Origin of the sequence: Streptomyces chryseus, assembly GCF_014650755.1 — a bacterium.
In the GTDB taxonomy this organism is placed as follows: Bacteria; Actinomycetota; Actinomycetes; order Streptomycetales; family Streptomycetaceae; genus Streptomyces; species Streptomyces chryseus.
In genome coordinates this window covers 217,579-243,364 of the sequence record NZ_BMVO01000003.1, presented here as the reverse complement: position 1 = coordinate 243,364, position 25,786 = coordinate 217,579, and the positions used below count along the sequence as shown (strand labels likewise).

The window sequence follows — 25,786 nt, the reverse complement described above, 5'->3', positions numbered from 1 at the left end:
GCAGGGGGACCCCACCGTGGGCGCCCACACCCGACAGCCCCTCAGCCCCCCACCCCCAGCACCACGACCTCGTCCCCCGCGAAGGCGACGCCCACCTCCGTGCCCACCTCCGGCGCGTCGCGCAGCGCGCACTCCGCCTCCAGCGCCGGCCCCTCGGACGGCCGCAGCAGCAGGGCCACGTGGTGGCCCCGGAACGTCCGCGCCGTAACGACGCACGGCAGCCCCTCCGCGACCGGCACGAGCCTCACGCCCGCCGGCCGGACCAGCAGGCGTGCCTCCCCCTGCGGCGTACCCACCGGAACGGGCACCTTGCCCCACACCGTGTCGGCCGCCTCGCCGCCGACCGTCGCCGCCACGACGTTGTCGAAGCCCAGGAAGCGCGCGACGAACTCGGAGGCCGGCCGCCGCCAGACCTCCAGCGGCGTACCGCTCTGCGCGATCCGCCCGTCCCGCATGACGACGACCCGGTCGGCGAGCGCGAACGCCTCGCCCTGGTCGTGCGTGACGGCCAGCACGGTCGTGCCCAGCCGCCCGAACAGCTGCCGCAGCTCCACCACCAGACGCTCGCGCAACCCCCGGTCCAGCTGCCCCAGCGGCTCGTCGAGCATCAGCAGTTTCGGCTCGGGGGCCAGCGCCCGCGCCAGCGCGACCCGCTGCTGCTCACCGCCCGAAAGGGTGCTGATCGCCCGCGGCCCGGCGCCCGGCAGGCCCACCATCTCCAGCAGTTCCGCGACCCGGCGCGCCTGACCGGCCTTCCCCACGCCCCGCATCCGCAGCCCGAAGGCGACGTTCCCCCCGACGTCCCGCTGCGGAAAGAGCTGGTGGTCCTGGAACATCAGCCCGACGCCCCGCCGGTGCACCGGCACCCCGCGCTGGTCGCGCCCGTCCAGCAGCACCCGTCCGGCGTCCGCCGTCTGGAGCCCGGCGACAACCCGGAGCAGCGTGGACTTCCCGCTGCCGCTCGGCCCGAGCACGCACACCACTTCGTGCTCGGCGACCTCCAGGTCCACGTCGTCGAGCGCGGCCCGCTTCCCGAACCGCACGGTCGCCCCGTCCAGCCTCAGCATCAGAACTCCCCGGCTCCGGATCGGTCGGGACGCATGCGTTCGAGAACCAGCAGCGCCACCGCGCACACCACCATCAGAATCGTGCTCAAAGCCATCGCCTGCCCGTAGTTGAGGTCCCCCGCCCGCCCCAGCAGCCGCGCGACGGCCACCGGCAGCGTCGGGTTGTCGGGCCGCGCGATGAAGACCGTCGCGCCGAACTCGCCCAGCGACACGGCGAAGGCGAACCCGGCGGCGACCAGCAGCGCCCGCCGCACCATCGGCAGGTCGACCTCCCGCCACACCCGCGGCGGCGACGCCCCGAGCACCGCCGCCGCCTCGCGCAGCCGCGCGTCGACCGCCCGCAGTACCGGCAGCATCGTCCGTACGACGAAGGGCACCCCGACCAGCGCCTGCGCCAGCGGCACCAGGATCCATGACGTGCGCAGATCCAGCGGCGGCTCGTCGAGGGTGATGAGGAAACCGAAGCCCACCGTCACGGCGGAGACGCCCAGCGGCAGCATCAGCAGCGCGTCGAAACCGCGCACCAGCCGTCCCGCCCGCCGGGTCAGCGCCGCCGCCGCGAGCCCGCCGACGACCAGCGCGATCGCCGTCGCGGCCAGGGCGTACTCCAGCGAGTTCCACACCGCCTCCAGCGGCGGTACGAGGAAGGTGCCCCCGCTCGCACCGGCCGACTGAAGCGCCCGGTAGTAGCCGAACCCGTACCCGTCGGGCCCGTCCAGCGACCGCTCGACGAGCACCCCGAGCGGCACCACGATCAGCACCGCCACCGTGGCCAGCACTGCGCCGAGCAGCGCCCACTGCCCGGCCCCGCGCGGCCGCCGCGCGGTCCGCGCCGGGTCGACCAGCCTCAGGGCGCTCTCCCGGCGCCGTACCGTCCACGCGTGTACGGCGAGGATCGCGCCGACCGCCGCGAACTGCACCAGCGTCAGCACGGCGGCCGTCGGCAGGTCCAGGAACTGGGCGGTCTGCCGGTAGATCTCCACCTCCAGGGTGGAGTACGCGGGCCCGCCGAGGATCTGCACGACGCCGAACGAGGTGAACGTGAACAGGAAGACCATCAGCGCGGCGGCGGCCACGGCCGGCACCAGCGCCGGCAGCGTCACCCGCCGCCAGGCGGCGAACCGCCCGGCCCCGAGCACCCGCGCCGCCTCCTCCTGGCGCGGGTCGAGCTGCGACCACAGGCCGCCCACGGTCCGCACCACCACGGCGTAGTTGAAGAAGACGTGCGCGAGCAGGATCGCCCAGACGCTGGTGTCGAGCCGTACGCCCCACAGCTCGTCCAGCAGCCCGCCCCGCCCGAGCAGCGCCAGGAACGCGGTCCCGACGACGACCGTCGGCAGCACGAACGGCACGGTGACCACGGCGCGCAGCAGCTGCTTGCCGGGGAAGTCGAGCCGGGCGAAGACGTACGCCGCGGGAAGCGCGATCAGCAGCGTCAGTGCCGTCGAGGCGAGCGCCTGCCACGTCGTGAACCACAGCACGCCGCGGATGTCCGGGTCGGCGAGCACCTCGCCGACCCGGCCGAACTGCCAGACGCCGTCCACGGTGAGCCCGCGGCCGGTGATCGCGGCCACGGGGTAGGCGAAGAACACCGCGAAGAACGCGACGGGCAGGGCCATGAGGCCCAGCCGCACCGCGCTCCCGCGCGTGCTCCTCGTGTGCGGCGCCTTCGTTACTTCAGGACGAGCGAGGACCACGACTTGACCCACCGCTCACGCTGATCGGCGATCTTCTCCGGGGCCACGGTCTGCGGCTTGTCGACGACCACGCCGTGCTTCGTGAACAGCTCGGGCAGCTTCGCGTCCTTGATCACCGGGTTGACGAACATGTTCAGCGGCATGTCCTCCTGGAACTTCTTCCCGATGAGGAAGTCGATGAGCGCCTTGCCGCCCTCCTCGTTCTTCGCCCCGGTCAGCAGCCCCGCGAACTCGGTCTGCCGGAAGCAGGTGCCGGTCGCGACACCGGTCGGCGCCTCCTTGGGCCGCGGCTCGGCGTACAGCACCTCGACGGGCGGGCTGGAGGCGTACGAGACGACGAGCGGCCGGTCCGCCTTGGCCTTCTTGCCGCCGGCGGAGCCGGAGAACTCCTCGTTGTACGCCTGCTCCCAGCCGTCGACAACCTTGACGCCGTTGGCCCGGAGCTTCTTCCAGTAGCTCTGCCAGCCGTCGTCGCCGTACTGCCCGACCGTGCCGAGCAGGAAGCCGAGGCCGGGCGAGGAGGACCCGGCGTTCTCGGTGACGAGCAGGTTCTTGTACGCCGGCTTGATCAGGTCGTCGAAGGACTTCGGCGGCGCCAGCTTCTTGTCGGCGAAGTACTTCTTGTCGTAGTTGACGCAGATGTCACCGGTGTCGACGGGCGTGACGCGGTGCTTGTCGCCGTCGAGCCGGACGCCCTGCGGTATCGCGCCGAGCCCCTTGGCCTCGTACGGCGTGAAGATGCCGTTGTCCAGGGCCCGCGACAGGAGGGTGTTGTCGACGCCGAAGAAGACGTCGCCGCGCGGGGAGCCCTTGGTGAGGATCTCCTGGTTGAGGGCGGCGCCCGCGTCCCCGCTCTTGAGGACCTTGACCGTGTAGCCGGTCTCCTTGGTGAACGCCTTCAGCACGGCTTCGGACGCGTTGAACGAGTCGTGGCTGACCAGCGTGACGGTCTTGGACTTCTTGGGGTCGCCGGAGCCGGAGTCGCCCTTGTCGCCCCCGCACGCGGCGAGCGTGGAGACGCCGAGGGCGGCGGCCAGCGCGGTGACCGCGAACTTCTTGGTGGTGCTCACTGAATTCCTCCTGGGATGGGACATCCAGGAAGAGACGCGGCCCTGCCCGGGGAAACGGGCAGGGCGCAACAGCTCGAGTAGTGACCGAACTTCCTACCCAGAATGACCTGGGCAAGGTTCAGAGGGTCTGCGGCGTACCGCACTCTCAGCGCTGTGGCGCTCCCCTGTCGGAATATGCAGATGTGCGGCCCAGGTTACACGGGCCCTCTCGGCGGCCTACCGCTCGGTGGCCGCCAGCTGCCCGCACGCTCCGTCGATCTCCTGGCCGCGGGTGTCCCGTACGGTCACGGGCACGCCATGGGCCGCGATCGCCTCGACGAACGCCTTCTCGTCCTCGGGACGGGAGGCGGTCCACTTCGAGCCCGGGGTCGGGTTCAGCGGAATGAGGTTGACGTGCACCCGCTTGCCCTTGAGGAGGCGGCCGAGCAGGTCACCGCGCCATGCCTGGTCGTTGATGTCGCGGATGAGCGCGTACTCGATGGAGATGCGCCGGCCGGACTTCTCGGCGTACTCCCAGGCCGCGTCCAGGACCTCCCGCACCTGCCAGCGCGTGTTGACGGGCACGAGGGTGTCACGCAGCTCGTCGTCCGGGGCGTGCAGCGAGACGGCGAGGCGGCACTTGAAGCCCTCGTCGGCGAAGCGCAGCATGGCCGGGACGAGGCCGACGGTCGACACCGTGATGCCGCGCTGCGACAGCCCGAGCCCGTCCGGCTCCGGGTCGGTGAGCCGGCGGATGGCGCCGACGACGCGCTTGTAGTTGGCGAGCGGCTCGCCCATGCCCATGAAGACGATGTTCGAGAGCCGCGCAGGTCCGCCCGGGACCTCGCCGTCGCGCAGGGCGCGCATGCCGTCGACGATCTGGTGCACGATCTCGGCGGTCGACAGGTTCCGGTCGAGCCCGGCCTGTCCGGTGGCGCAGAACGGGCAGTTCATGCCGCACCCGGCCTGCGACGAGATGCACATGGTGACCCGGTCCGGGTACCGCATCAGGACGGACTCGACGAGCGTCCCGTCGTGCATCTTCCACAGCGTCTTGCGCGTGGTGTCGTCGTCGCAGCTGATGTGCCGCAGCACGGTCATCAGCTCGGGCAGCAGCTCCGCCCGGAGCTTGTCGCGCGAGCCGGCCGGGATGTCGGTCCACTCCGCCGGGTCGTGGGCGTACCGCGCGAAGTAGTGCTGCGACAGCTGCTTGGCACGGAACGGCTTCTCCCCGATCGCTGCCACGGCCTCGCGGCGCTCGGCGGGCGTGAGATCGGCGAGGTGCCGCGGGGGCTTCTTGGCTCCGCGCGGCGCGACGAAAGTAAGTTCTCCAGGTACAGGCATGGTTCTTCCAGTGTGGCAGACCGCCTGCGGTCCTCACGGTCGTCGCCTGCTCAGGTAGCGACCAGCCCCTCGCGGCAGGTCGGCATCGGTCGTGGTCGGCCACCACCGGCGGCCCTGCGGCGGCGCACAGACGGCCCGGCCTCGCCCTGCGACCGTGACGCATTCCACCCGAGGGCAGCGGCGGACGGGCCGCACACCGAAAGCCGGAATCGCATGCACGCGCACTCATGTCGACAAGTCGCGAGCGCACTCCCAGGTCGAAGGGGTGCTCCCGCCGCGCGGCGGGACGTCCCGCTCCTCAGAACGTCACGACTCCGACCTTGTAGCTCAGCATGTACGAACTCACGTCGCTCAGGAACTCCGCCGTCCTTGCACCAGAGCCGGCGTCGCTGGACTTGATCCTCACGAAGCCCATGGAGTCATCCGGGCCGAACGCCTCCCGCTCCATGAGGCGGAGGACGACAGAATCGCCGCTGATGAGGACGAGCGTGTCCATCGGAACCTCCTGACCTGCTGCGATGGGTGTGGCGACGTCGGACGGCCAGACCTTGCCTCCAGGGCCGGTGATCAGCACCTGGTCGCCGTCGGCAACGTCGGGCGGGTTCATCGGAGTCTCGCAGCGGAGCGACTCCAGCAGGGCTACGGCACCCATCAGCGGGCCTCCTCAACGTCCGATCCACTACCCCCACGAGAACACCCTCGGTGGGGAGTCGCAACGCGTTGATGAGAGGACCGGGCTGACGGGCACGAGCAGCGCTGACGCCCAGAGACGGCCGCGAGGACCGACTGAGGCCGTCCAACAGTTCGGAACGCGCCGCCGGCAGGCGACCTCCGCTGCTTGCGGTGTCGCAGACATACGGAAAGGGCCCGCCGTCCTGTGGACAGCGGGCCCCTCACCGATGAACGCGCAGGTCAGCCGGTTCCTACGAAGACCACGAGCAGCAGCCAGACCACCGGTGCGGTCGGCAGCAGCGAGTCCAGGCGGTCCATGATCCCGCCGTGACCCGGCAGGAGCGTTCCCATGTCCTTGATGCCCAGATCCCGCTTGATCATGGACTCCCCGAGGTCGCCGAGTGTGGCGCTCGCGGCCACCGCGAGACCCAGCAGCAGGCCCTGCCACCAGGCCCCGTCGTGCACCAGGAACTCCATGCACACCGCGCCCGCCGCCATCGCGAAGGCGACCGCGCCGCCCAGCCCTTCCCGGGTCTTGCCGGGGCTGATGCGCGGCGCGAGCTTGTGCCTGCCGAAGCGCCACCCGACGGCGTACGCCCCGGTGTCGCTGACGACCGTGAGCAGCAGGAAGGTGAGGACCCGCTGCGCGCCGTCGTCGGCCGCCAGCATCATCGCGACGAACGTCGCCAGGAACGGCACGTAGAACGCCGCGAAGACGCCCGCCGTGACGTCCTTGAGGTAGCCCTCGGGCGGTTCGGTCATGCGCCACACCAGCACCGCGAGCGCGGTGAGCGCCATGGCGACCCACGCGCCCTCCGCGCCCCTGACGTACCCCGCGACGACCATCGCGGCGCCGCCGACCGCGAGCGGCACCAGCGGAGCCCTGATGCCCTTGCGCTCCTCCAGCCGCGAGGTCAGCTCCCACAGCCCGACCACGACTGCGACCGTTATCACGCCGATGAAAGCGGCTTTCCAGATGAACAGCGACGCGATGATCACCACGCCGAGGCCCACGCCCACCCCTATGGCGGCACGCAGATTACGCCCCGCGCGCTTCTTCGGGGACGGCGGCGGCGTCGGCATGGGCTCCTCGGGCGGCACGATGGGCATGGGGCGAGTCTGCTCGGCCGGATGCGCATCGTAGGCGGGACCCGCCGGGGCAGGCCCCTGGTCGGAGGGTCCCCACGCGGCGGCGTAGTCGCCCCGCGCCGGGGCCCCCCAGGAAGAGTCGTTCATCAGACCTCGAGCAGCTCGGCTTCCTTGTGCTTGAGCAGCTCGTCCACCTGCGCGGTGTACTTCGCGGTGGTGTCGTCGAGCTCCTTCTCCGCACGGCGGACCTCGTCCTCGCCGGACTCCTTGTCCTTGACGAGCTTGTCGAGGGTCTCCTTGGCCTTGCGGCGGACGGAGCGGATCGAGATCTTGGAGTCCTCGGCCTTGGTCTTGGCGACCTTGATGAACTCCTTGCGGCGGTCCTGCGTCAGCTCGGGGAACGTCACCCGGATGATGTTGCCGTCGTTGCTGGGGTTGACGCCCAGGTCGGAGTCGCGGATCGCCTGCTCGATGTTGCGCAGCGCGCTCTTGTCGAACGGCGTCACGATCGCCATCCGCGCCTCGGGGACCGAGAACGAGGCGAGCTGGTTGATCGGCGTCAGCGCGCCGTAGTAGTCGGCGACGATCTTGTTGAACATCGCCGGGTGCGCACGGCCGGTGCGGATCGCGGCGAAGTCCTCCTTGGCCACCACGACGGCCTTCTCCATTTTCTCCTCGGCCTCGAGGAGGATTTCTTCGATCACCACTTGCTCCTGCGTGTCTCGATCGGGCCCGGCATGAACTGCATGAACAGACCCTGTGAACCTGCGTCTGTGAATCTGCGGCGCGTCTTCCCTGCACGGTGTCCGACCGGCAGAGTTCTTGTCCATCCCCCGGTCAGGCCCGGGTGCCCCGGTCGCTCACGAGCGTGCCGATCTTCTCACCCTTGACCGCCCGCGCGATATTGCCCTCGGCGAGCAGTTCGAAGACGAGGATCGGAAGGTTGTTGTCCCGGCACAGCGTGATCGCCGTCATGTCGGCGACCTTGAGGTCCCGGGTGATGACCTCGCCGTACTCGAGCGCGTCGAACTTGACGGCGGCGGGGTTGGTGCGGGGGTCGGAGTCGTAGACCCCGTCGACACCGTTCTTGCCCATGAGCATGACCTCGGCGTCGATCTCCAGGGCCCGCTGGGCGGCGGTGGTGTCGGTGGAGAAGTAGGGCATGCCCATGCCGGCGCCGAAGATGACGACCCGGCCCTTCTCCAGGTGGCGCACGGCGCGGAGCGGGATGTACGGCTCCGCGACCTGGCCCATCGTGATGGCGGTCTGCACGCGGCTGTCGATGCCTTCCTTCTCCAGGAAGTCCTGGAGGGCGAGGCAGTTCATGACCGTGCCGAGCATGCCCATGTAGTCGGACCGGGCCCGGTCCATGCCGCGCTGCTGGAGCTCGGCGCCGCGGAAGAAGTTGCCGCCGCCGATGACGACCGCGATCTCCGCACCGTCGCGCACGACGGCGGCGATCTCCCGCGCGATGGCGTGCACCACGTCAGGGTCCACACCCAGGCCGCCGCCGCCCGCGAACGCCTCGCCGGACAGCTTCAGCATGAAACGGCCGGTCACTTTGCCGTCGTCGCTCTTCTGGGTATTCGTCATGGAGATCTCCTAGTGCACATACGAAGAAGGCCATTGCCGGTGGGTGCTGAGTCCCGTGCGCGGCAATGGCCTCCTCGTAAGATCTGCGGTCGTCCGTTACGTACGCGTCCGACTGCCGTAGACCCTAGCGGGGGTCCACGCTCGATCGCTGGAACGGACTCAGATGCCGACCTTGATGCGCGAGAAGCGCTTCAGGGTGACACCGGCCTCGTCCAGAACCTTCTGGACGGACTTCTTGTTGTCCAGGGCGTACGGCTGGCCGAGGAGGGTGGCCTCCTTGAAGAAGCCGTTGACTCGACCCTCGACGATCTTCGGGAGCGCGGCCTCGGGCTTGCCCTCGGCGCGGGTGGTCTCCTCGGCGACGCGGCGCTCGGCCTCGACGACCTCGGCGGGGACGTCGTCGCGGTCCAGGTACTTCGGCGCGAAGGCGGCGATGTGCTGGGCGATGCCACGGGCCAGCTCGGCGTCGGCCTTGTCCAGCTCGACCAGGACACCGATCTGCGGGGGCAGGTCGGGCATGGTGCGGTGCATGTACGCGCTGACGTAGGCGCCGGAGAACTGCGCGAAGCGGTCCAGGACGATCTTCTCGCCGAGGTTGGCGTTGGCCTCGTCGACGTACTGCTGGACGGTCTTGCCGGCCTCGATCTCGGACGCGAGGAGCGCCTGGATGTCGGCGGGGGACGTGGCGGCGACGTGCGCGGCGAGCGCGTTCGCGACGGCCTGGAACTTGTCACCCTTGGCGACGAAGTCCGTCTCGCACTTCAGCTCGACGAGGACACCGGAAGTGTTGTCGTCGGAGATGAGGGAGACGACGGCGCCGTTCTCGGCAGAACGGCCCTCGCGCTTGGCGACGCCCTTCTGACCCTTGATGCGCAGGGCCTCGACGGCCTTGTCGACGCTGCCCTCGGCCTCGTCGAGCGCCTTCTTGCAGTCCATCATGCCGGCGCCGGTGAGCTCACGGAGCTTCTTGACGTCCGCGGCGGTGTAGTTCGCCATGATCTGTGAATCTCTCTCGAAGTCGAAGCGAAGATCTACGGGTGGCGGCGGGGGCGGGCGCTCACCGCGCCCTCCCCCGCCGTCGTCAACCGTGACGGGTGTCAGGCCTGCTCGGCCTCGGCGGCCGGGGCGGCAGCCTCGCCGGCCGGGGCGGCAGCCTCGTCGGCCTTCTCGGCGTCGGCGACCTTCCCGGTCTCGGCGGAGGTCTGCACCTCGGCGTCGGCGGCCGGGGCAGCGGCCTCGTCAGCCTTCTTGTCGCCCTCGAGCAGGTCGCGCTCCCACTCGGCGAGCGGCTCGCCGGCGGCCTTGTCGCCCGGCTTCTGGTCGCCGGTCGCGGCGCCGGAGCGGGCGATGAGGCCCTCGGCGACGGCGTCGGCGATCACGCGGGTGAGCAGGGTGACGGAGCGGATCGCGTCGTCGTTGCCCGGGATCTTGTAGTCGACCTCGTCGGGGTCGCAGTTGGTGTCGAGGATCGCGACGACCGGGATGTGGAGCTTGCGCGCCTCACCGACGGCGATGTGCTCCTTCTTGGTGTCCACGATCCAGACGGCGCTGGGCACCTTGGACATCTCGCGGATACCGCCGAGGGTCTTCTCCAGCTTGGTCTTCTCGCGGGAGAGGACCAGGAGCTCCTTCTTGGTGAGGCCGGACGCGGCCACATCCTCGAAGTCGATCTGCTCGAGCTCCTTCAGACGCTGAAGGCGCTTGTAGACGGTGGAGAAGTTGGTCAGCATGCCGCCGAGCCAGCGCTGGTTGACGTAGGGCATGCCCACGCGCGTCGCCTGCTCGGCGATCGCTTCCTGCGCCTGCTTCTTGGTGCCGACGAACATGATGGAACCGCCGTGGGCGACGGTCTCCTTGACGAACTCGTAGGCGCGGTCGATGTACGACAGCGACTGGAGCAGGTCGATGATGTAGATGCCGTTGCGCTCCGTGAAGATGAAGCGCTTCATCTTCGGGTTCCAACGACGGGTCTGGTGACCGAAGTGGACGCCGCTTTCCAGCAGCTCCCGCATCGTGACGACGGCCATGGCCGTACTCCTTGAGTTACTCGGTTTGCCGCGTCCGCAGGATTGCGGTCGCGCCTGACGCCCCATGCGCCGTGCCACGAAGGACCGAGCGGCGCGGCCACCGACCGCAGAGAGGGTGAGGTGGCGGGGCGTGCGAAGTCGACCCGGTGACCCGGATCGCCACAAGAAGTGTACGGGACCTACGCAGTGCCGGGTGACGGCGATGTCCACAACCGGCCGCCGGTCCACAGATCGGGTCCATGATCCCCGCGAACCGGCCCGTCGCGGGACGGTGTGGGGATGCGACGAACGACTGTGCTGGTCCTGGTCCCGATCCTGCTTCTGCTGACGGCCTGGGGCGTCCCGCTCCCGGAGGCCGCCGCGGGCACGCCCCCGGCCGAGCCGGTGCCCGCCCCAGGCACGCCCCCGTCCGAGGGGGTGTGGCCCGTGGGGGAACGGCCACCGGTCCTGCGGTCCTGGGAGCCGCCGCCCTCCCGGTACGCGGCCGGGCACCGCGGTGTCGACCTTGCGGCCGGACCCGGTGCGCCGGTACGGGCGGTGGCCCCGGGCCGGGTCTCCTTCGCGGGCCCGGTGGCCGGACGCGGCGTCCTGTCCGTCACCTTGGCGGGGACGGGCGACCCGCCGCTGCGGACGACGTACGAGCCGGTGCGCGCGCTGGTCGCCATGGGCGACGAGGTGGCCGCCGGGCAGGTGGTGGGCGTACTGCAGGACGGCCCGTTCCACTGCCCGTCCGGCTGCCTGCACTGGGGCCTGCGCAGAGGGGACGCGTACCTCGACCCGCTGACGCTGCTTCCCGGGCACCTGCTGCGCCGCGGCCCGCCGCGTCTGCTGCCGGTCTTCGACGTACCGCTGCCGCCCCGGGCCGAGCCGCGGCGGCCGGCGGGTCAGCCCTGGACGCCGCGCAGTGCCATCGCCACGGCCGTGTCCGCGATGACGTCCGGGTCCTCCGCCGCGCCGAGCTCGATGCGCCGCACCGCCGCGTCGACGACTCCCTGGAGCATCATCGCCGCCAGCCGGGGCTGGTCGTGGCCCAGCGCGCCGAGCGCCTCGACGATCATCGTCACCAGACCGCCGTGGGCGGCGCGGATCTTCTCGCGCGCGCCCGCGTCGAGCTCGCTGGCGGAGATCGCGACCACGGCGCGGTGACGCCGGTCGCCGACCAGGAGCAGTTGCGCGCGTACGTACGCCTCGACCTTGCCGGCCGGGGTGCCGGCCCGCTCCATGGCGTTCTCGACCTCGGCTGCCCAGACCGGGAAGTCGACGGCGCACAGTTCCTCGACGACGGAGGCGCGGGAACGGAAGTACTCGTACACGGACGACCGGGCGAGGCCGGTGCGCTCAGCGAGGGCGGGGAAGGTCAGCGCTTCCGTACCGCCTTCGGACAGCAGGCAGCGGGCGGCGTCCAGCAGGGCGCCGCGCTGCATCGTCCGGTGCTCGGCCACCGAGGCCGCTCGAATCCTTGGCACGGTCCCACTCTACGGATGAGCCGTCGCCCTGACGATGCGACCGAGGCGGCAGGGACGATTCAGCGCCGCCGTCAACGCCCGGCGTCGGCCAGCTTCGCCCGCAGCTGGAGCACCGATTTGGTATGGATCTGGCTGACCCGGCTCTCGGTCACGCCCAGCACGTTGCCGATCTCGGCGAGGGTGAGACCTTCGTAGTAGTAGAGCGTGACCACGGTCTTCTCGCGGTCGGGCAGCGTGTTGATGGCCCTGGCCAGCAGCCGGCGCAGCTCCCGGTCCTCGGCCACCTCGACCGGGTTGTCGGCGTGGGTGTCCTCCAGCGTGTCCATCAGGCTCAGCCGGTCACCGCCCTCGCCGCCGGCGTGCAGCAGCTCCTCCAGGGCGACGACGTTCGCCAGTGACAACTGGCTGAAAACAGCGTGCAGTTCCTCCAGGAGGATGCCCATCTCCGCGGCGACCTCGCTCTCGCTGGGGGTACGGCGCAGCTGCGCCTCCAGCGTCGCGTAGGCGCGCTCGACCGCCTTGGCCTTCTGCCGCACCGAGCGGGGGATCCAGTCCAGGGCCCGCAGCTCGTCGATCATGGCGCCGCGGATGCGTGTGATCGCGTACGTCTCGAACTTGATGGAGCGCTCGATGTCGAACTTCTCGATGGCGTCGATGAGCCCGAAGACACCGGAGGACACGAAGTCGGCCTGCTCGACGTTGGGCGGCAGCCCGACGCTGACCCGCCCGGCGACGTACTTCACCAGCGGCGAGTAGTGCAGGATCAGCTGCTCTCGCAGCCGCTCGTCGCCCGTGGTCTTGTACGACCGCCACAACTCGTCGAGCGAGGAGGGTGCGGCGGGCCGCACGCCGCCACGCGCCGCGTGTGGCACTGCCGCGCGGTCAGACCCGGAGGTGTGCTGGGGCATGCGTTGCCTTGAGCCGTTCTGCTGTGACGTCGGGGGGATCTTGCGTCTGGGAGGATTCCTTGTGAGCGTAGCGTGACTGCGGCGTCGCAGTCCGCGCAGGATATGGGATCGCCCCCGTCAAGATGAATGCCGAGCGGCACGCCGCTCTCCGGGGCCATCACCGTGTACGGCGGCCCCGGAGAGCGGTCCGGGCGGGCTGAGAGGGTCATCACCAGTACCTTTTCACCCGAATGCCGCTGGTCAAGGACCGCCTCGCCGCGCGTTCGCGTGCTGTACGGGCCCCGGCGTCAACTGCCAGCCGTCACCCCGCCGTTCGACGAACCCCAAGGAGTGCAGTTCGTACAGCTTGCCGAGTGCGTCGTCGGGGGTGGTTCCCGCTCCCCGGGCGACGTCGCGCGCACCGAGGGCGCCCCGGGCCGGCAGTGACTCCAGGACGAGCGCCGCGACGGGATCCAGCAGATCTCTGGGCAGCAGTGGTCCCCGGCGCGCCGGGGCCAGATCGCCGATCTCCCCGACCAGTTCCACCACCTCGGCGGCGTCGGTGACCAGGACGCCCTCGCCCCTCAGCAGTTCGTGGACACCCGCCGAGAGTCCGCTGGTGGCGGGGCCGGGCACGCCCATCGTGAACCGTCCGAGCCGCTGCGCGCCGCGCGCCGTGACCAGCGAGCCGCTGCGGTACTGCGCCTCCACCACGACCGTGCCCCGGGTGAGGGCGGCGATCACCCGGTTCCGGAGGATGAACCGGCTCTGGGTGGGATGACCGCCCGGCGGCAACTCGCCGAGCACCAGCCCCTGTTCGGCGATGCGCCCGATCAGTTCGGCGTGGCCCCGGGGATAGACGACGTCGACGCCGCAGGCCAGCACCGCGACGGTGGCCCCGCCCGCGGCCAGTGCGCCCCGGTGGGCGGCGCCGTCCACGCCGAACGCGGCCCCGGAGACCACGACCCAGCCGCGCTCGGCGAGCCCGGCGCCCAGCGACGCCGCCATGTGGGCCCCGTACGAGGTGCAGGCCCGGGCCCCCACGACGGCGACGGACCGCAGCGCCCACATCCGCAGATGCGGCCCGCCCCGCACCCAGAGCCCCACCGGCCGGCCGTCGCCCAGGTCGTCGAGCTGCCCGGGCCACTCCTCGTCGCCGGGGCACACGAAGCGGCCGCCCACCGCCGCCATCGCCGCGAGGTCCCGCTCGGGGTCGGCGGCCGCCGCGCGCATCCGGTAGCCGCCGAGCCGCTGCCCGCTCACGCCGGTCAGCGCCTCGGCCGCGTCCGCGACGTCGAGCGAGGTGAACCTGCGCATCAGCTCCACCGGCCCGCACTCCCGGAGCCACCGCCCGGCGGCCTCGTCCCCCGGCTCGACGACCCGGGTCAGGGCCGCCCGTGCCAGCCGCTCCTGATCCCCCACGCCCTGGCCGGGCCCGGGCGCCGCGCCCTCGCTCCGCCGCCCGGCGCCCGCCCGGCCCGCCGCCCCGCCCGTCGCGGTCACCGCCTCCTCCCGCACTCCCCCGCTCATCCCGTGCCTCCGATCAGCGCGGGCGCTCCCCGTGCGATCCCCGTACGCAGCTCCAGCGCCAGGTCGACATGGCTTGCGTCGGGCCGGTCGCAGCCGGCCAGGTCGGCGACGGTCCAGGCGACCCGCAGCACCCGGTCGAGGCCACGGGCCGTCAGCAGCCCGCGCTCCATGTCCCGTTCGGCGGCGCCCAGAGCTCCTGGGGCCGGCTGCCAGCGCGTACGCAGTTCGTGGCCCGGCACGTCGCTGTTGGTGTTCCACGGGGAGCCGTCCAGTCGCGCCGCCGCCCGCGCCCTCGCCTCCCGCACCCGTTCCGCGACTGCGGCGGTCGGCTCGCCGCGCCCGCCCCGGCCGAGCAGGTCGGCCCGCTGCACCGGCTCGACCCCGACCCGCAGGTCGACCCGGTCGAGCAGCGGCCCCGACAGCCGGGCCTGGTACTTGCGGATCGCCGACGGCGGGCATTCGCACCCCGAGCCGTGCAGGGTGTGCCGCCCGCAGGGGCACGGGTTGGCGGCCAGCACCATCAGGAACCGCGCGGGCAGCCGCACCACCCCGGCGCTCCGCGCCACCACCACGTGCCCCGACTCCAGCGGCTGCCGCAGCGAGTCCAGGGCCTTCCCGCTGAACTCCGGCGCCTCGTCGAGGAAGAGGATGCCCCGGTGTGCGAGCGAGACGGCTCCGGGGCGGGGCAGTCCGTTGCCGCCGCCCACCAGCGACTGCATCGTCGCCGAGTGGTGCGGTGCGCAGTACGGCGGCACGGCGACCAGCGGCTCTCCCGGCGGCAGGATGCCCGCCACCGAGTGCACCGCGGTCACCTCCAGCGACTCCTGCCGGGTCAGCGCCGGCAGGATCCCGGGCATCCGCTCGGCGAGCATCGTCTTGCCGGCGCCCGGCGGCCCGTGGAGCAGCAGGTGGTGACCACCGGCGGCCGCCACCTCCAGAGCTGTACGGGCCGCATGCTGCCCCGCGACGTCCGCGAGGTCCGGGCCGTCGCCGCCCCGGCCACCGGCGGCCAGCCCTGTGCCCAGCCCGGCGCCCGGCACCATCAGCCCGGCGAGCATGGCGTCCGGCCGGCCTTCCTCGGTCCGCTCCTCCTGCGGCACCTCTGATCCGGTCAGTACGGCGATGAGCTGGCCCAGGCTCCGTACGCCGAGGACCGACACCCCGGGCACCAGCCCGGCCTCGGCCGCCGTCTGTTCCGGTACGACGACCTGCCGGTACCCGGCTTCAGCGGCGGCGAGGACGGCCGGCAGGATCCCGCGCACCGGCCGCACCCTCCCGTCGAGCCCCAGCTCCCCGATCAGCACCAGATCGGCGATCTCCCTGGGGTCGACACGCTCCGCCGCCCCGAGCACCGCGACCGCGACGGCCAGGTCGAAGCCGCTTCCGCTCTTGGGCACGAAGGCCGGGCTGAGCCCGACCGTGAGCTTCTTCTGCGGCCAGTCGGCGCCCGAGTTGACGACGGCCGCCCGCACCCGGTCCCGGCTCTCGACCAGACTCTTGTCCGGCAGTCCCACCAGAGTGAAGGCGGCCACGCCCGGCTCCAGGTCCGCCTGGACCTCCACCACCACGCCCTCGACCCCGACCAGGGCCACCGAGCACGTGCGCGCGAACCCCATCACGCCACCGCCCGTACGTGCTCGACGAGGGGCGCCCCGCGCCGGGGCAGCACCACCCCGACGAGGTCGATCCGCACCCCGCCCGGCGGGGGTCCCCCGTGCTCGTGCACCCAGCGTTCGGCCAGGCGGCGCAGCCGTTCCGTCTTCGTGGACCTGAGGGCCTGCATCGGGTGCTCGAACGGTCCGGCCCTGCGGGTCTTGACCTCGCAGACGACCAGAGCGTCGCCGTCCCGGGCGACGATGTCGATCTCTCCCGCGCGGCAGCGCCAGTTGCGCTCCAGGACGGTCATGCCGTCCTCGACGAGCCTGCGCGCCGCGAGGTCCTCGCCGTACCGGCCGAGAGCTCCTGTGGCATTCTTCGCGTTCATCCGGTTCCACCTCCGGAACCGAATGTGCCGCGCTCACCGCCAACTAGTGGATCTTGGTGGACAACTCGTCAGTTGTGGAAAAGTCAGCCACTCGGAAGTTCGAGATCGCTCTTGTTCAGCTCCTCGATGTTCACGTCCTTGAACGTGAGCACCCGCACCTGCTTGACGAACCTCGCCGGCCTGTACATGTCCCAGACCCAGGCGTCCGCCATGGATACTTCGAAGAAGACCTCACCCTGGACCGAGTGCACCTGCATCTCGTAATCGTTGGTGAGGTAGAAACGCCGCTCGGTCTCGATCACGTATTTGAACAGACCGACGACGTCGCGGTACTCCCGGTAGAGCTTCAGCTCCATCTCGGTCTCGTACTTCTCGAGGTCCTCGGCGCTCATGGCATGTTCCCCTTCAGCCTTGCGTCCCCCTATTGTGCGCCAGCCCCGTGCGCCCCTATGCGACTTCCGGGGCCAAGACCGTCGGCGTACCAGGAGGACCCTCGTCGAGCAGCGTACGCAGCAGCCCGGCGAGCTTGATGGGGTACACCGTCTCACGCGTCGCGGACAGTTCGGCGGAGGTCCACCACCTCAGCCCCGCGACGCTCCGCCGCTCCAGTCCGGTCAGCCCGTCGAGCACCGTGGCGGTCTGTGCCGTACGAGCGAGGTAGAACCATTCGTCCTGGTCCCAGCGCCGCCCGTCGAACAGGAACGAGCAGTGCCGCTGCCAGATCACCGGACCCAGCTCGACCTGTGTGATCCCCGTCTCCTCCGCGAGCTCGCGCAGCGCGGCCTCGGCCCGCGTCTCGTCGCCCTCCAGTCCGCCGCCCGGGGTGAACCACCAGGTCAGCGACGGATCGTCCGGCTCGTACCCGTGCATCAGCAGGATGCGGTCGGCCGGATCGAGCAGGATCACCCGGGCGACCTTCCGGAGCGGGCCGCCGGCCTCGTCACTCGCTCGCTTCTCCACCGTCACCTCACCGTGCACCCGTACCCGCCCGGCGCCGCCCGACCCGCTTGGCGACCGGCCCGTACGCCGCCCCGCCGAAGATCAGCACCACTCCGGCCACCACAGCGGCCAGCACCGGAGCGATCGGCCCGGGCTCCGAAACGCCGCCCGGCAGCGCCGCGAAGGTGTCCGGCCGGGCGAGCGTCCCGCCCCACGGCCACGCCACGGCGTCGACGCGCGCGTCCACCTTGCCCACCGGGACCGTGCCCTTCGCGGCGTCCTCGATGTGCCCCCGCGAGTCGACCGACGTACGCCGCTCGTCGCCCAGCAGGAACAGGTGCCCCTCGGGCACCTCGGACGTGAAGGGGGTGGCCGACGCCGGCTCCCCGCTCGCCAGATACGGCTCGTCAAGGGGCTCGCCGTTCAGGGTCAGCCGGCCGTCCTTGCCGCAGCATGCGACCTTGTCGCCGCCGATCCCGACCACGCGCTTGACCATCGGCAGATTGCCCCACACGGAGTCGCTGAAGATCACCACGTCTCCGCGCCGCACCTCGCCGCCGGTTATGCGCTGGGCGAGCACGCGGTCCCCCGCGCTGATCGAGGGGGTCATCGAATCGGTCGGCACCGTGTACGGCTTGTACTGCACCGCTCCCCAGGCGAAGCCGCCGAGGAAGAGCACACAGCCGACGGCCACGGCCAGCCCGGACAACGCGTTGCCGAGCCGGCCGCGGCCGTCTTCTGTACGTCCTGTTCCGCTCATCGCAGCGCTCCCACCTAGGAGATCGAAAATCGCTGATCCGAGCGGCACCCTACCCGGCGGTACGCCCGCCGGTCAGCCTCCGCCTGCGCCACAGCACCAGCGGCGCCGCACCCGCGAGCCCCAGCGCTCCGGGCGCCGCGGTCATCGCGACGCCCGCGGCGTTGAGCCCCTGCTGGTCGAACGTCGCGGGGACCGACAGCGCGGCCCAGCGGTTGACCGGCCACGCCACTACGATGGCGCGCCCGACGACCTCGTCGGTGGAGACCGTTCCGTGGCCCGGCAGCTCCTGGTGGTAGCGGGAGTCCAGCGAGTTCTGGCGGTGGTCGCCCATCACCCAGATGCGGCCGTCCGGCACCTTGAGCGGCCCGAAGGGCTCGTCGTTGCACGGGGTGTCACCGGGGAAGATGTACGACTTCTCGTCGAGCGCCTTCCCGTTGACCTTGACCGGCCCGTTCTTCTTGCACTCGACGGTGTCCCCGCCGACCGCGATGACCCGCTTGATCAGGTCCTTCTCCTCCGCGGACGGCATGAGGCCGATGAAGCTGAGGAACTTCTGCACGACGTTCGGTTCCGGCGTCACGGTGCTCTCCAGCCAGCCGCCCGGGTCGTGGAAGACCACGACCTCGCCGCGTTCCGGCTCCGAGCCGAACCACGGTGTCAGCTTGTCCACGAGCACCCGGTCGCCCCGCTGCAGGGTGTTCTGCATCGAGTCCGAGGGAATCGAGAACGCCTGCACCAGGAAGGTCTTGATCAACAGTGCCAGCACGAGCGCGATGCCGATCAGCAGCGGCAGTTCCTTCCAGAACGAGCGCGGCTTCCTCGGGCCCGCGCCACTGCTGCTGTCTCCACCACTGGAGCCGCTGCCGCTGTTGTCACTGCTGCTCGGGTCCTGGCCCCGTACGTCGTCGCTCACGGCTGCGGGTGACTCCGGTCGTTCCTCGGGCTCGTCGCGTTCGGATCGTGCGCCGACCGCCAAATCCCCCACATCAACTCCTCACTCCGTTCCACCGCCCGCGCCATACCTGGCGCAGGCCCACCACTCCCATAACGAGCGGGAGTTCCGCAGGGGTCGGGAGCAGGATCACCGCGTTCGGATCCTGGGACGACACTGTATTCGACGGGCCGCTCGCGGCGGTCGTCCCGCCGCGCGGGTCAGGGACGCTCGCGTACGTCTCGGGCTCCTCCAGCTTCCGCCAGTGGCTGAAGGGCCACACGATCGCCACGGCCCGCCCGACGACCTCCTCCTCTGAGACCGTTCCCTCGAAGCGCTCGTCGAGGTGGAAACGGGAGTCGGCGGAGTTCGACCGGTGATCGCCCATCACGAAGAGCCGCCCTGCGGGCACCTTCACGTCGAACTCCAGCTCGGAGGGCCGGTCGCCCGGGTTCAGGTACGGCTCGGCCAGCGGTACGCCGTTGACGGTGACCCGCCCGTCCGCGTCGCAGCACTTGACGGTGTCCCCGCCGACCGCCACCACGCGCTTGATCAGGTCCTGTTCGTCCTCGGACGGCAGCAGACCGATGAAGGTGAGGGCCTCCTTGACCTGCCGGACGACCACCGGATCGTCCTTGACGTCGGTGTTCTCCTCCTGGAGCCAGCCGCCGGGATCCCTGAACACCACGACGTCACCGCGCTCCGGCTTCGATCCGAACCACGGTGTCAACTTGTCGACCACCACCCGGTCGCCGATCCGGATCGTCTGCTCCATCGAGCCGGACGGGATCACGAAGGCCTGCACGAGGAAGGTCTTGAGGACGAGCGCGATGAGCAGCGCGACGGTGATCAGGATCGGTATCTCTTTGACGGCCGACCTCTGCCGCCGCCTCTTCACCCGCTTCGCCAGCTTCCGCCGGTCCGCCCTGCCGGGCAGCGCGGGCCCGGTGGTCGGCCGCGTACCGGTGGGCAGCCGGGTGTCCGCACGGTGGCTCGCCCGTGCCCGTCCGCGGTTACCCATGGGACCCGACCGGTCCGGGCGCCGGGACGCGGGTGAAGGCGCCGGACTCGTCCACCGAGGACCAGCGGCTCACCGGCCAGCCGATCCAGTCCGCCCGCCCGACCACCTTCTCGACGGGCACCATGCCGCCGCCCGGCTCGCCGAGGTGGTCACGGGAATCGCGGGAGTGGGATCGGTGGTCGCCCATGACCCACAAGGTGCCCTGCGGTACGACGATGTCGAACGGGACCTTCGAGGGGGCGTCGCCCGGGTACAGGTACTCCTCGTCCACCGGCAGGCCGTTCACCTCGACCCTCCCCCGCTTGTCGCAGCACACGACCCGGTCGCCCCCCACGCCCACCACGCGCTTGATGTAGTCGGTCTCGGCGGGCTCGGCCAGTCCCACGGCCGCGGCCGCCCACCGCAGCAGCCCGGTGACCGGGTTCCGCTCGGGCTCCTCGCGTACGAAGGACCCGGTGCCGTCGAAGACGACCACGTCGCCGCGCTGCGGTACGGAACCGAAACGGTACGCCAACTTGTTGACGAGCACCCGGTCCCCGATGTCCGCCGTCGGCTGCATGGAGCCGCTGGGGATGAGGAAGGGCTGCAGGACGAAGGTGCTGAAGAGCAGCAGAAAGGCCGCGCAGGCGCCGCCGAGCAGAGCCGGCCGGCGCCACGCGGCGGCGGAGAAACGCACGGAGCGCGCCCCCTCTTCGTCCCCTGGCGGGGGGACGGAAGAGCGGTCGCGCTCCGTGTCGTGTGCTTCGGTGTCCATCGGAACGTGAGCCTATCCGGCCGGTCCCGGGCGCCGAGTGCGCGACTTAGCGGTCGCGCTTCTCCTTGATCTTCGCGGCCTTGCCGCGCAGCTCACGGAGGAAGTACAGCTTCGCGCGGCGGACGTCACCGCGGGAGATGAGCTCGATCTTCTCGAAGATCGGGCTGTGCACCGGGAAGGTGCGCTCGACGCCGACGGAGAAGGAGACCTTGCGGACCGTGAAGGTCTCGCGGACGCCAGAACCCTGGCGGCGGATGACTACGCCCTTGAACTGCTGCACACGCGAGCGGTTGCCCTCGATGACGCGAACGTGGACGTTCACGGTGTCACCGGGGCGGAACGCGGGAAGGTCGGTACGCAGCGACGCGGAGTCGACGGAGTCGAGAAGGCTGGACATGTGAGTCTGCTTCCTCGCCGATGCCACAGGTCATCGACGGAATTCGATAAGAGAGTTTCGGGGTGCTGTCCGCGTCGGGCGGGCGTCGTTCCCCCTGTGGCAGGGGCGCACGCCGGACGTACAGCAGCGGCCTATTCTTCCACGGCCTCGGGGTTACGCCCAAATCGGCCGTCGGCACCGGGCCGCCAGCCGAGGATGCTGAGCATCTCGCGGTCCTTCTTGTCGAAAACCGCCGGGTCGCAGCGCTCGATGAGGTCCGGCCGATTGGCGGTGGTACGCCGCAGCGCCTCGTCCCGCCGCCACCGGGCGATCTTCCCGTGGTGGCCGCTCAGCAGCACCTCGGGGATGCCGCGGTCGCGCCACTCGGGCGGCTTGGTGTAGACGGGGCCTTCGAGCAGGCCGGCCATCGCGCCGGGCGCGAAGGAGTCGTCGCGGTGGGATTCGGCGTTGCCCAGCACTCCGGGCAGCAGCCGGGCGACGGCCTCGGTGATCACCAGTACGGCGGCCTCGCCGCCCGCCAGGACGTAGTCCCCGATGGAGACCTCGTACACCGGCATGCGGGTGGCGTACTCGTCGACGACGCGGCGGTCGATGCCCTCGTACCGCGCGGGTGTGAAGACCAGCCAGGGCCGCTCGGAGAGCTCGACGGCCAGTTCCTGGGTGAACGGCCGGCCGCTGGGCGTCGGCACGACCAGCACCGGGCCGTGCGCCCCGTGCTCGTAGCCGTCGGCCAGGGCGTCGTCGAGTGCCGCGCCCCAGGGCTCGGTCTTCATGACCATGCCGGGTCCGCCGCCGTAGGGGGTGTCGTCGACCGTGTTGTGGCGGTCGTACGTCCAGTCCCGCAGGTCGTGCACGCGTACGTCGAGCTGTCCGCGCGCGCGGGCCTTGCCGACGAGCGAGACGTTCAGCGGCTCCAGGTACTCGGGGAAGATCGTGACGACGTCGAGCCGCATCAGTCTTCGTCCTGGCCGGTCTCGTCGTCCCGGCTGGACGCCACCTCTGCCTGGCTGTCGTCGATCAGGCCCGGCGGCGGCGTGATGACCGCGCGCTGCTCCTCAAGGTCGATCTCGGCGACGATCTCCTCGACGAAGGGGACCATCACCTCGCTGCCGTCGGGGCGCTCGACGATGAACAGGTCCTGCGAGGGCAGGTGGGTGATCTCGGTGATCCGGCCGACCGCGGTGCCGTCGGCGAGGACGACGTCGAGGTCCATCAGCTGGTGGTCGTAGAACTCCTCCGGGTCCTCCGGAGTCGCCTGTGGATCGACCTCGGCGATCAGGAGCGTGTTGCGCAGCGCCTCGGCCGCGGTGCGGTCCTTGACGCCCGCGAAGCGCAGCAGCAGCCGGCCGCTGTGCACCCGGCCGGTCTCGACGGTCAGCGGCCCTGCGGAGGCCGGGTCCGTGGCGAGTACGGCGCCGGGCCCGAGCCGCAGCTCCGGCTCGTCCGTACGCACCTCTACCGTGACCTCGCCCTTGATCCCGTGGGCGCGGCCGATCCGCGCGACTACGAGCTGCACTTGATGTTTCTCCTGTCGTACGACTACGGGCCGGGAAGGGCTGGTGAGCCCTCCCCGGCCCGAGCCGGCGTATCTAGGTAAAACTGGTCGACTACGTCAGCGGACCTGGTCCACGTCGACGAGGTCGACGCGGATGCCACGGCCGCCGATGGCGCCCACGACCGTACGCAGAGCGCGAGCGGTGCGGCCGTTGCGGCCGATGACCTTGCCGAGGTCGTCGGGGTGGACCCGGACCTCCAGCACGCGTCCGCGGCGCAGGTTGCGCGAGGCGACCTGCACATCGTCGGGATTGTCGACAATGCCCTTCACGAGGTGCTCAAGAGCCTCCTCGAGCATGCTCAGGCCTCGGTCGACTCAGCGGACTCGGCCGGAGCCTCGTCAGCCTTCTTGTCGGCCTTCTTCGCCTTCGGGGTGATGGCCTCACCCTTGGACTCGTCGCCACCCTCGAGGGTCTTGGCGAACGCGTCGAACGAAGCGCGCTTGTCGGCCTTCGTCTCCGGCTGGAGCAGCGGAGCCGGGGCGGGGAGGCCCTTGTGCGCCTGCCAGTCACCGGTGAGCTTCAGGATGGCCATGACCGGCTCGGTCGGCTGGGCGCCGACGGACAGCCAGTACTGCGCACGCTCCGAGTTGACCTCGATGCGCGAGGGGTTCTGCACCGGGTGGTACAGACCGATCTCCTCGATGGCCCGGCCGTCACGGCGGGTACGGGAGTCGGCGACGACGATGCGGTAGTGAGGCGAACGGATCTTGCCCAGACGCTTCAGCTTGATCTTGACTGCCACTGGAGTGGTGTCTCCTGGTCTCTGACGTGGTTGGGCACAACAAGATGCCACGTGGGGTTGCGGTACTCGGGTGCCCGATGGACGCGTCAGCCGGAGGCGAGAGGGTTCCTGTGCGGCTGTCGAGTACAGCTAGCCATTGTGCCACACCCGTGCGGCACCCCGGCACCCGGCCAAGGCGGCTGCGACCGGGCACCGGCGGCGCCGGTGGAGGAGGCGGTCAGCTCGCTGCGGCCACCACTTCCGGGATACAGAAGGGCTTCCCGCAGCCCCCGCACACGATCGGCGCCTGGGCCAGGACCGACGGCACGACGCGGACGTTGCGCCCGCAGTCGCAGACGGCCTTGACCCGCACCCCGCCGCCGGACGAGCCGTGCCGGGCGGCGGGCCCGCGGAAGGAGCGCTTGGTGTCCGACGCGGTCGCGACCGTGTGCGCCTTGAGGGCGCGCTGGAGCCGCTCGATCGTCGGCCGGTAGCGCCGCCTCGCCTCGGGGTTGAGCGAGACCAGCGAGAACCCGCTGCTCGGGTGCGGTTCCTCGGGGTGGTCGAGGCCCATCTCCTCGGCGATCGCGAGGAATCTGCGGTTGTGGTAGCGGCCGGCGCGCGAGGTGTCACGGACGCCGCGGGCGGCGGCGATGCCGTGGACTGCCTCGTGCAGCAGTCGTTCGAAGGAGAGCTCGGCGCCACAGGCGGACGAGGACTCTCCGATCAGGGATTCGGGCGCGGCTAGGTCTGGCAGCTCGGGGTGGTACCGCTGAATGTCGGCCCACGCCTGCGCCAGCTCTGCGGCGAGAACAGGTGGTGTCGTGCTCACGTCGTGACAACGAGCCGGGACGCCCCGGTGTTCCTATTCCGGGCCATCCCAAATAATTTGCACGTACCAGTCAGTTGCCATTGATGCGTCGTGACGAGGGCGGGTGCGCTGATCTGCGGAGGACACGCCCAGCACGCATCATCCCGGGGCGTACCCGCGCGTACGCCCCGGCGCGTAGAAAAGGCCGCACGCCGGGGCAACGGTCGCTCCAGCGGGCGCGAGAAGCGGCCCGGGAGCCGGCGGCGGCCCCGAGGGCGGGGCCGCAGACCGCGACAGTACCGGGGGCGCAGCGCAGGCCCGGCACCGCCCCGTCCCCGGTGAAGGGCGACCGGACGGCGGCCGCCCTTCCCGTGGCGGGATCCGCCGGGCGGCGGCACTCTGGAATCTGGATCCGCTCCGGCGCGGGGGCGCACGGCAGGGGCATACAAGCATTGCCCTTCAACCCCTGGACTTGCCGCCGGATGCGGAGTTCCCTGGCTACGGGGAGTACAGGCGCACGCACACGGGGGAACGTCCATCAGGACACGACATGACCTCTCGGCGGATTGGGGCGCTTTCGATGACACCTACGCTCGTCCGGCACCACCGGCACGACCCGAACACAGCCTCAGCGCCGGCGACCGACGCGGGCGCGCGCGCCCGCGACTGGGCCGAGATTCAGGAGCGGATGCTGGTGCCGCTCTACGAAGCGGCGTACGACCGGCTGGAGGTGGGCCCCGCCACCAGGCTGCTCGGCCTCGGCTGCGGCTCGGGTCTCGCCCTGCTGATCGCCGCCTCGCGAGGCGCGCACGTGACAGGCGTCGATGCCGATCCGGAGCGGGTCGCGCTGGCCCGGGAACGCCTGCTGGCGGACGCGCCGCGCGCGGGCGGCGCGCCCGAGGAAGCGAAGGAGACCGTACGCCTGTACGAAGGCGATTCGGCGCAGGTCTGCGGCGCCGACCCCCGGGCGTACAACCTCGTCACCGCCTTCGAACCGCTCGGCTGCGCGGCCGGCGACTCCGAGGGGCTCACCGCGGCGCTGGAAAGCGCGATACCCCTCGCCGAGCGCGGCAGCGAAGTACTGCTGGCGGGCTGGGGCCCGCCCGAGCGCTGTGCGACGTCCGCGGTGCTGCGGGTCGCCTCCCGGCTGACCGAGACGCTGCGCTCCGGCGGCGGCCGGGGCTGGCGTCCGGCGCTCAGGGACGACCTGGAGGACGTGGCCTCGCGGGCCGGCCTGAAACCGGACGGCTCGGGGCGGGTCGCCTGCCCCTTCGGTTACGCCGACATGGACAGCGCCGTACGCGGCCTGCTGTCGACCGGGCTGTTCGACGCGGCGGTGCGGGCCACGGATCCGGGCCAGGTGGAGAAGGAGCTCACCGAGGCGCTGCACCCGCATGTGCGGCGGGACGGAACGGTCTGGATGTCGAACGTCTTCCGCTACCTGATCGCGCGTACGCCGTGACGCACGTGGGCGCCCGCTCCGGGAAGGAG

Annotated in this window: 27 protein-coding genes and 2 pseudogenes; 2 read left to right on the top strand and 27 right to left on the bottom strand. The window is 71.1% G+C overall.

Going from position 1 to position 25,786, the window contains the following annotated elements; genetic code table 11:
- Window positions 1-41 precede the first annotated feature (41 nt).
- The 10 genes from IE185_RS07790 to rpsB form a co-directional block, all read right to left on the bottom strand.
- Window positions 42-1,067 (bottom strand): ABC transporter ATP-binding protein, encoded by a 1,026-nt coding sequence (locus tag IE185_RS07790; protein ID WP_189714850.1) that lies wholly within the window; start codon window positions 1,065-1,067, stop codon window positions 42-44.
- Window positions 1,067-2,686 (bottom strand): ABC transporter permease, encoded by a 1,620-nt coding sequence (locus IE185_RS07785; protein ID WP_189714848.1) that lies wholly within the window; start codon window positions 2,684-2,686, stop codon window positions 1,067-1,069. Before IE185_RS07785 ends, IE185_RS07790 begins: the two co-directional genes overlap by 1 nt.
- 53 nt (window positions 2,687-2,739) lie before the next feature.
- Complete coding sequence (locus IE185_RS07780; protein ID WP_138896004.1) at window positions 2,740-3,834, bottom strand: thiamine ABC transporter substrate-binding protein; 1,095 nt, start codon at window positions 3,832-3,834, stop codon at window positions 2,740-2,742.
- A 216-nt stretch (window positions 3,835-4,050) separates the two neighbouring features.
- Window positions 4,051-5,157: a dual-specificity RNA methyltransferase RlmN gene (gene rlmN, locus IE185_RS07775; RefSeq protein WP_138896003.1), complete on the bottom strand. Its 1,107-nt coding sequence runs from the start codon at window positions 5,155-5,157 to the stop codon at window positions 4,051-4,053.
- A gap of 298 nt (window positions 5,158-5,455) precedes the next feature.
- Window positions 5,456-5,809, bottom strand: coding sequence for a hypothetical protein (locus IE185_RS07770; RefSeq protein WP_138896002.1), 354 nt, complete (start codon window positions 5,807-5,809; stop codon window positions 5,456-5,458).
- Window positions 5,810-6,069: 260 nt separating this feature from the next.
- On the bottom strand, window positions 6,070-7,065 hold the full coding sequence (locus IE185_RS07765; RefSeq protein ID WP_138896001.1) for a phosphatidate cytidylyltransferase: 996 nt from the start codon (window positions 7,063-7,065) through the stop codon (window positions 6,070-6,072).
- A complete protein-coding gene (frr, locus tag IE185_RS07760; protein ID WP_138896000.1) occupies window positions 7,065-7,622 on the bottom strand; it encodes a ribosome recycling factor in 558 nt (185 codons plus the stop codon). Before frr ends, IE185_RS07765 begins: the two co-directional genes overlap by 1 nt.
- A 133-nt stretch (window positions 7,623-7,755) precedes the next feature.
- Entirely contained in the window at window positions 7,756-8,511 is a 756-nt protein-coding gene (gene pyrH / locus IE185_RS07755; RefSeq protein WP_138895999.1) for a UMP kinase, read from the bottom strand.
- A 159-nt stretch (window positions 8,512-8,670) separates the two neighbouring features.
- Window positions 8,671-9,507: a translation elongation factor Ts gene (tsf, locus tag IE185_RS07750; protein WP_138895998.1), complete on the bottom strand. Its 837-nt coding sequence runs from the start codon at window positions 9,505-9,507 to the stop codon at window positions 8,671-8,673.
- 101 nt (window positions 9,508-9,608) lie between these two features.
- Entirely contained in the window at window positions 9,609-10,538 is a 930-nt protein-coding gene (rpsB, locus tag IE185_RS07745) for a 30S ribosomal protein S2 (protein WP_138895997.1), read from the bottom strand.
- A 279-nt stretch (window positions 10,539-10,817) separates the two neighbouring features.
- Here rpsB and IE185_RS07740 point away from each other — a divergent pair.
- Window positions 10,818-11,258: pseudogene (locus IE185_RS07740) on the top strand (peptidoglycan DD-metalloendopeptidase family protein); the annotation flags it as partial.
- A gap of 164 nt (window positions 11,259-11,422) precedes the next feature.
- On the opposite strand, the gene IE185_RS07735 reads toward IE185_RS07740, so the two are convergent.
- The 17 genes and pseudogenes from IE185_RS07735 to IE185_RS07655 all read right to left on the bottom strand — a co-directional run bounded on the left by IE185_RS07735 (window position 11,423) and on the right by IE185_RS07655 (window position 24,316).
- The gene (locus tag IE185_RS07735) at window positions 11,423-11,980 is read right to left on the bottom strand and encodes a TetR/AcrR family transcriptional regulator (protein WP_138896005.1); all 558 of its coding nucleotides are present in this window, start codon (window positions 11,978-11,980) and stop codon (window positions 11,423-11,425) included.
- Window positions 11,981-12,075: 95 nt separating this feature from the next.
- A complete protein-coding gene (whiG, locus tag IE185_RS07730) occupies window positions 12,076-12,912 on the bottom strand; it encodes an RNA polymerase sigma factor WhiG (RefSeq protein ID WP_138895996.1) in 837 nt (278 codons plus the stop codon).
- Window positions 12,913-13,152: 240 nt separating this feature from the next.
- Entirely contained in the window at window positions 13,153-14,421 is a 1,269-nt protein-coding gene (dprA, locus tag IE185_RS07725) for a DNA-processing protein DprA (RefSeq protein ID WP_189714846.1), read from the bottom strand.
- Entirely contained in the window at window positions 14,418-16,037 is a 1,620-nt protein-coding gene (locus IE185_RS07720; protein WP_138907091.1) for a YifB family Mg chelatase-like AAA ATPase, read from the bottom strand. The genes dprA and IE185_RS07720 overlap by 4 nt, the downstream gene beginning before the upstream one ends.
- The gene (locus IE185_RS07715; RefSeq protein WP_138898001.1) at window positions 16,037-16,405 is read right to left on the bottom strand and encodes a YraN family protein; all 369 of its coding nucleotides are present in this window, start codon (window positions 16,403-16,405) and stop codon (window positions 16,037-16,039) included. Before IE185_RS07715 ends, IE185_RS07720 begins: the two co-directional genes overlap by 1 nt.
- 83 nt (window positions 16,406-16,488) lie before the next feature.
- Window positions 16,489-16,797, bottom strand: coding sequence for a DUF2469 domain-containing protein (locus IE185_RS07710; protein ID WP_003993268.1), 309 nt, complete (start codon window positions 16,795-16,797; stop codon window positions 16,489-16,491).
- A 55-nt stretch (window positions 16,798-16,852) separates the two neighbouring features.
- On the bottom strand, window positions 16,853-17,365 hold the full coding sequence (locus tag IE185_RS07705) for an NUDIX hydrolase (RefSeq protein WP_189714844.1): 513 nt from the start codon (window positions 17,363-17,365) through the stop codon (window positions 16,853-16,855).
- Window positions 17,366-17,372: 7 nt separating this feature from the next.
- Complete coding sequence (gene lepB, locus IE185_RS07700) at window positions 17,373-18,104, bottom strand: signal peptidase I (RefSeq protein ID WP_138897999.1); 732 nt, start codon at window positions 18,102-18,104, stop codon at window positions 17,373-17,375.
- 49 nt (window positions 18,105-18,153) lie between these two features.
- The gene (gene lepB / locus IE185_RS07695) at window positions 18,154-19,080 is read right to left on the bottom strand and encodes a signal peptidase I (protein ID WP_138898003.1); all 927 of its coding nucleotides are present in this window, start codon (window positions 19,078-19,080) and stop codon (window positions 18,154-18,156) included.
- Window positions 18,977-20,056 (bottom strand): annotated as a pseudogene (lepB, locus tag IE185_RS07690) (signal peptidase I). Before lepB (IE185_RS07690) ends, lepB (IE185_RS07695) begins: the two are co-directional and overlap by 104 nt.
- On the bottom strand, window positions 20,049-20,810 hold the full coding sequence (gene lepB / locus IE185_RS07685) for a signal peptidase I (protein ID WP_138907090.1): 762 nt from the start codon (window positions 20,808-20,810) through the stop codon (window positions 20,049-20,051). The pseudogene lepB (IE185_RS07690) and the gene lepB (IE185_RS07685) overlap by 8 nt, the downstream one beginning before the upstream one ends.
- Window positions 20,811-20,856: 46 nt before the next feature.
- Window positions 20,857-21,207: a 50S ribosomal protein L19 gene (gene rplS / locus IE185_RS07680; RefSeq protein ID WP_093798805.1), complete on the bottom strand. Its 351-nt coding sequence runs from the start codon at window positions 21,205-21,207 to the stop codon at window positions 20,857-20,859.
- Between the two features lie 131 nt (window positions 21,208-21,338).
- Window positions 21,339-22,160 (bottom strand): tRNA (guanosine(37)-N1)-methyltransferase TrmD, encoded by an 822-nt coding sequence (gene trmD, locus IE185_RS07675; protein WP_138897522.1) that lies wholly within the window; start codon window positions 22,158-22,160, stop codon window positions 21,339-21,341.
- The gene (gene rimM / locus IE185_RS07670; RefSeq protein WP_138897521.1) at window positions 22,160-22,723 is read right to left on the bottom strand and encodes a ribosome maturation factor RimM; all 564 of its coding nucleotides are present in this window, start codon (window positions 22,721-22,723) and stop codon (window positions 22,160-22,162) included. Before rimM ends, trmD begins: the two co-directional genes overlap by 1 nt.
- Window positions 22,724-22,819: 96 nt before the next feature.
- Window positions 22,820-23,059, bottom strand: coding sequence for an RNA-binding protein (locus IE185_RS07665; RefSeq protein WP_005311361.1), 240 nt, complete (start codon window positions 23,057-23,059; stop codon window positions 22,820-22,822).
- Between the two features lie 2 nt (window positions 23,060-23,061).
- Window positions 23,062-23,505 (bottom strand): 30S ribosomal protein S16, encoded by a 444-nt coding sequence (gene rpsP / locus IE185_RS07660; RefSeq protein WP_138897520.1) that lies wholly within the window; start codon window positions 23,503-23,505, stop codon window positions 23,062-23,064.
- Between the two features lie 217 nt (window positions 23,506-23,722).
- On the bottom strand, window positions 23,723-24,316 hold the full coding sequence (locus tag IE185_RS07655) for a hypothetical protein (RefSeq protein WP_138897519.1): 594 nt from the start codon (window positions 24,314-24,316) through the stop codon (window positions 23,723-23,725).
- Window positions 24,317-24,875: 559 nt separating this feature from the next.
- On the opposite strand from IE185_RS07655, the gene IE185_RS07650 reads away from it, so the two are divergent.
- Entirely contained in the window at window positions 24,876-25,757 is an 882-nt protein-coding gene (locus IE185_RS07650) for a methyltransferase domain-containing protein (protein ID WP_138897518.1), read from the top strand.
- The last annotated feature ends 29 nt before the right edge of the window (window positions 25,758-25,786 follow it).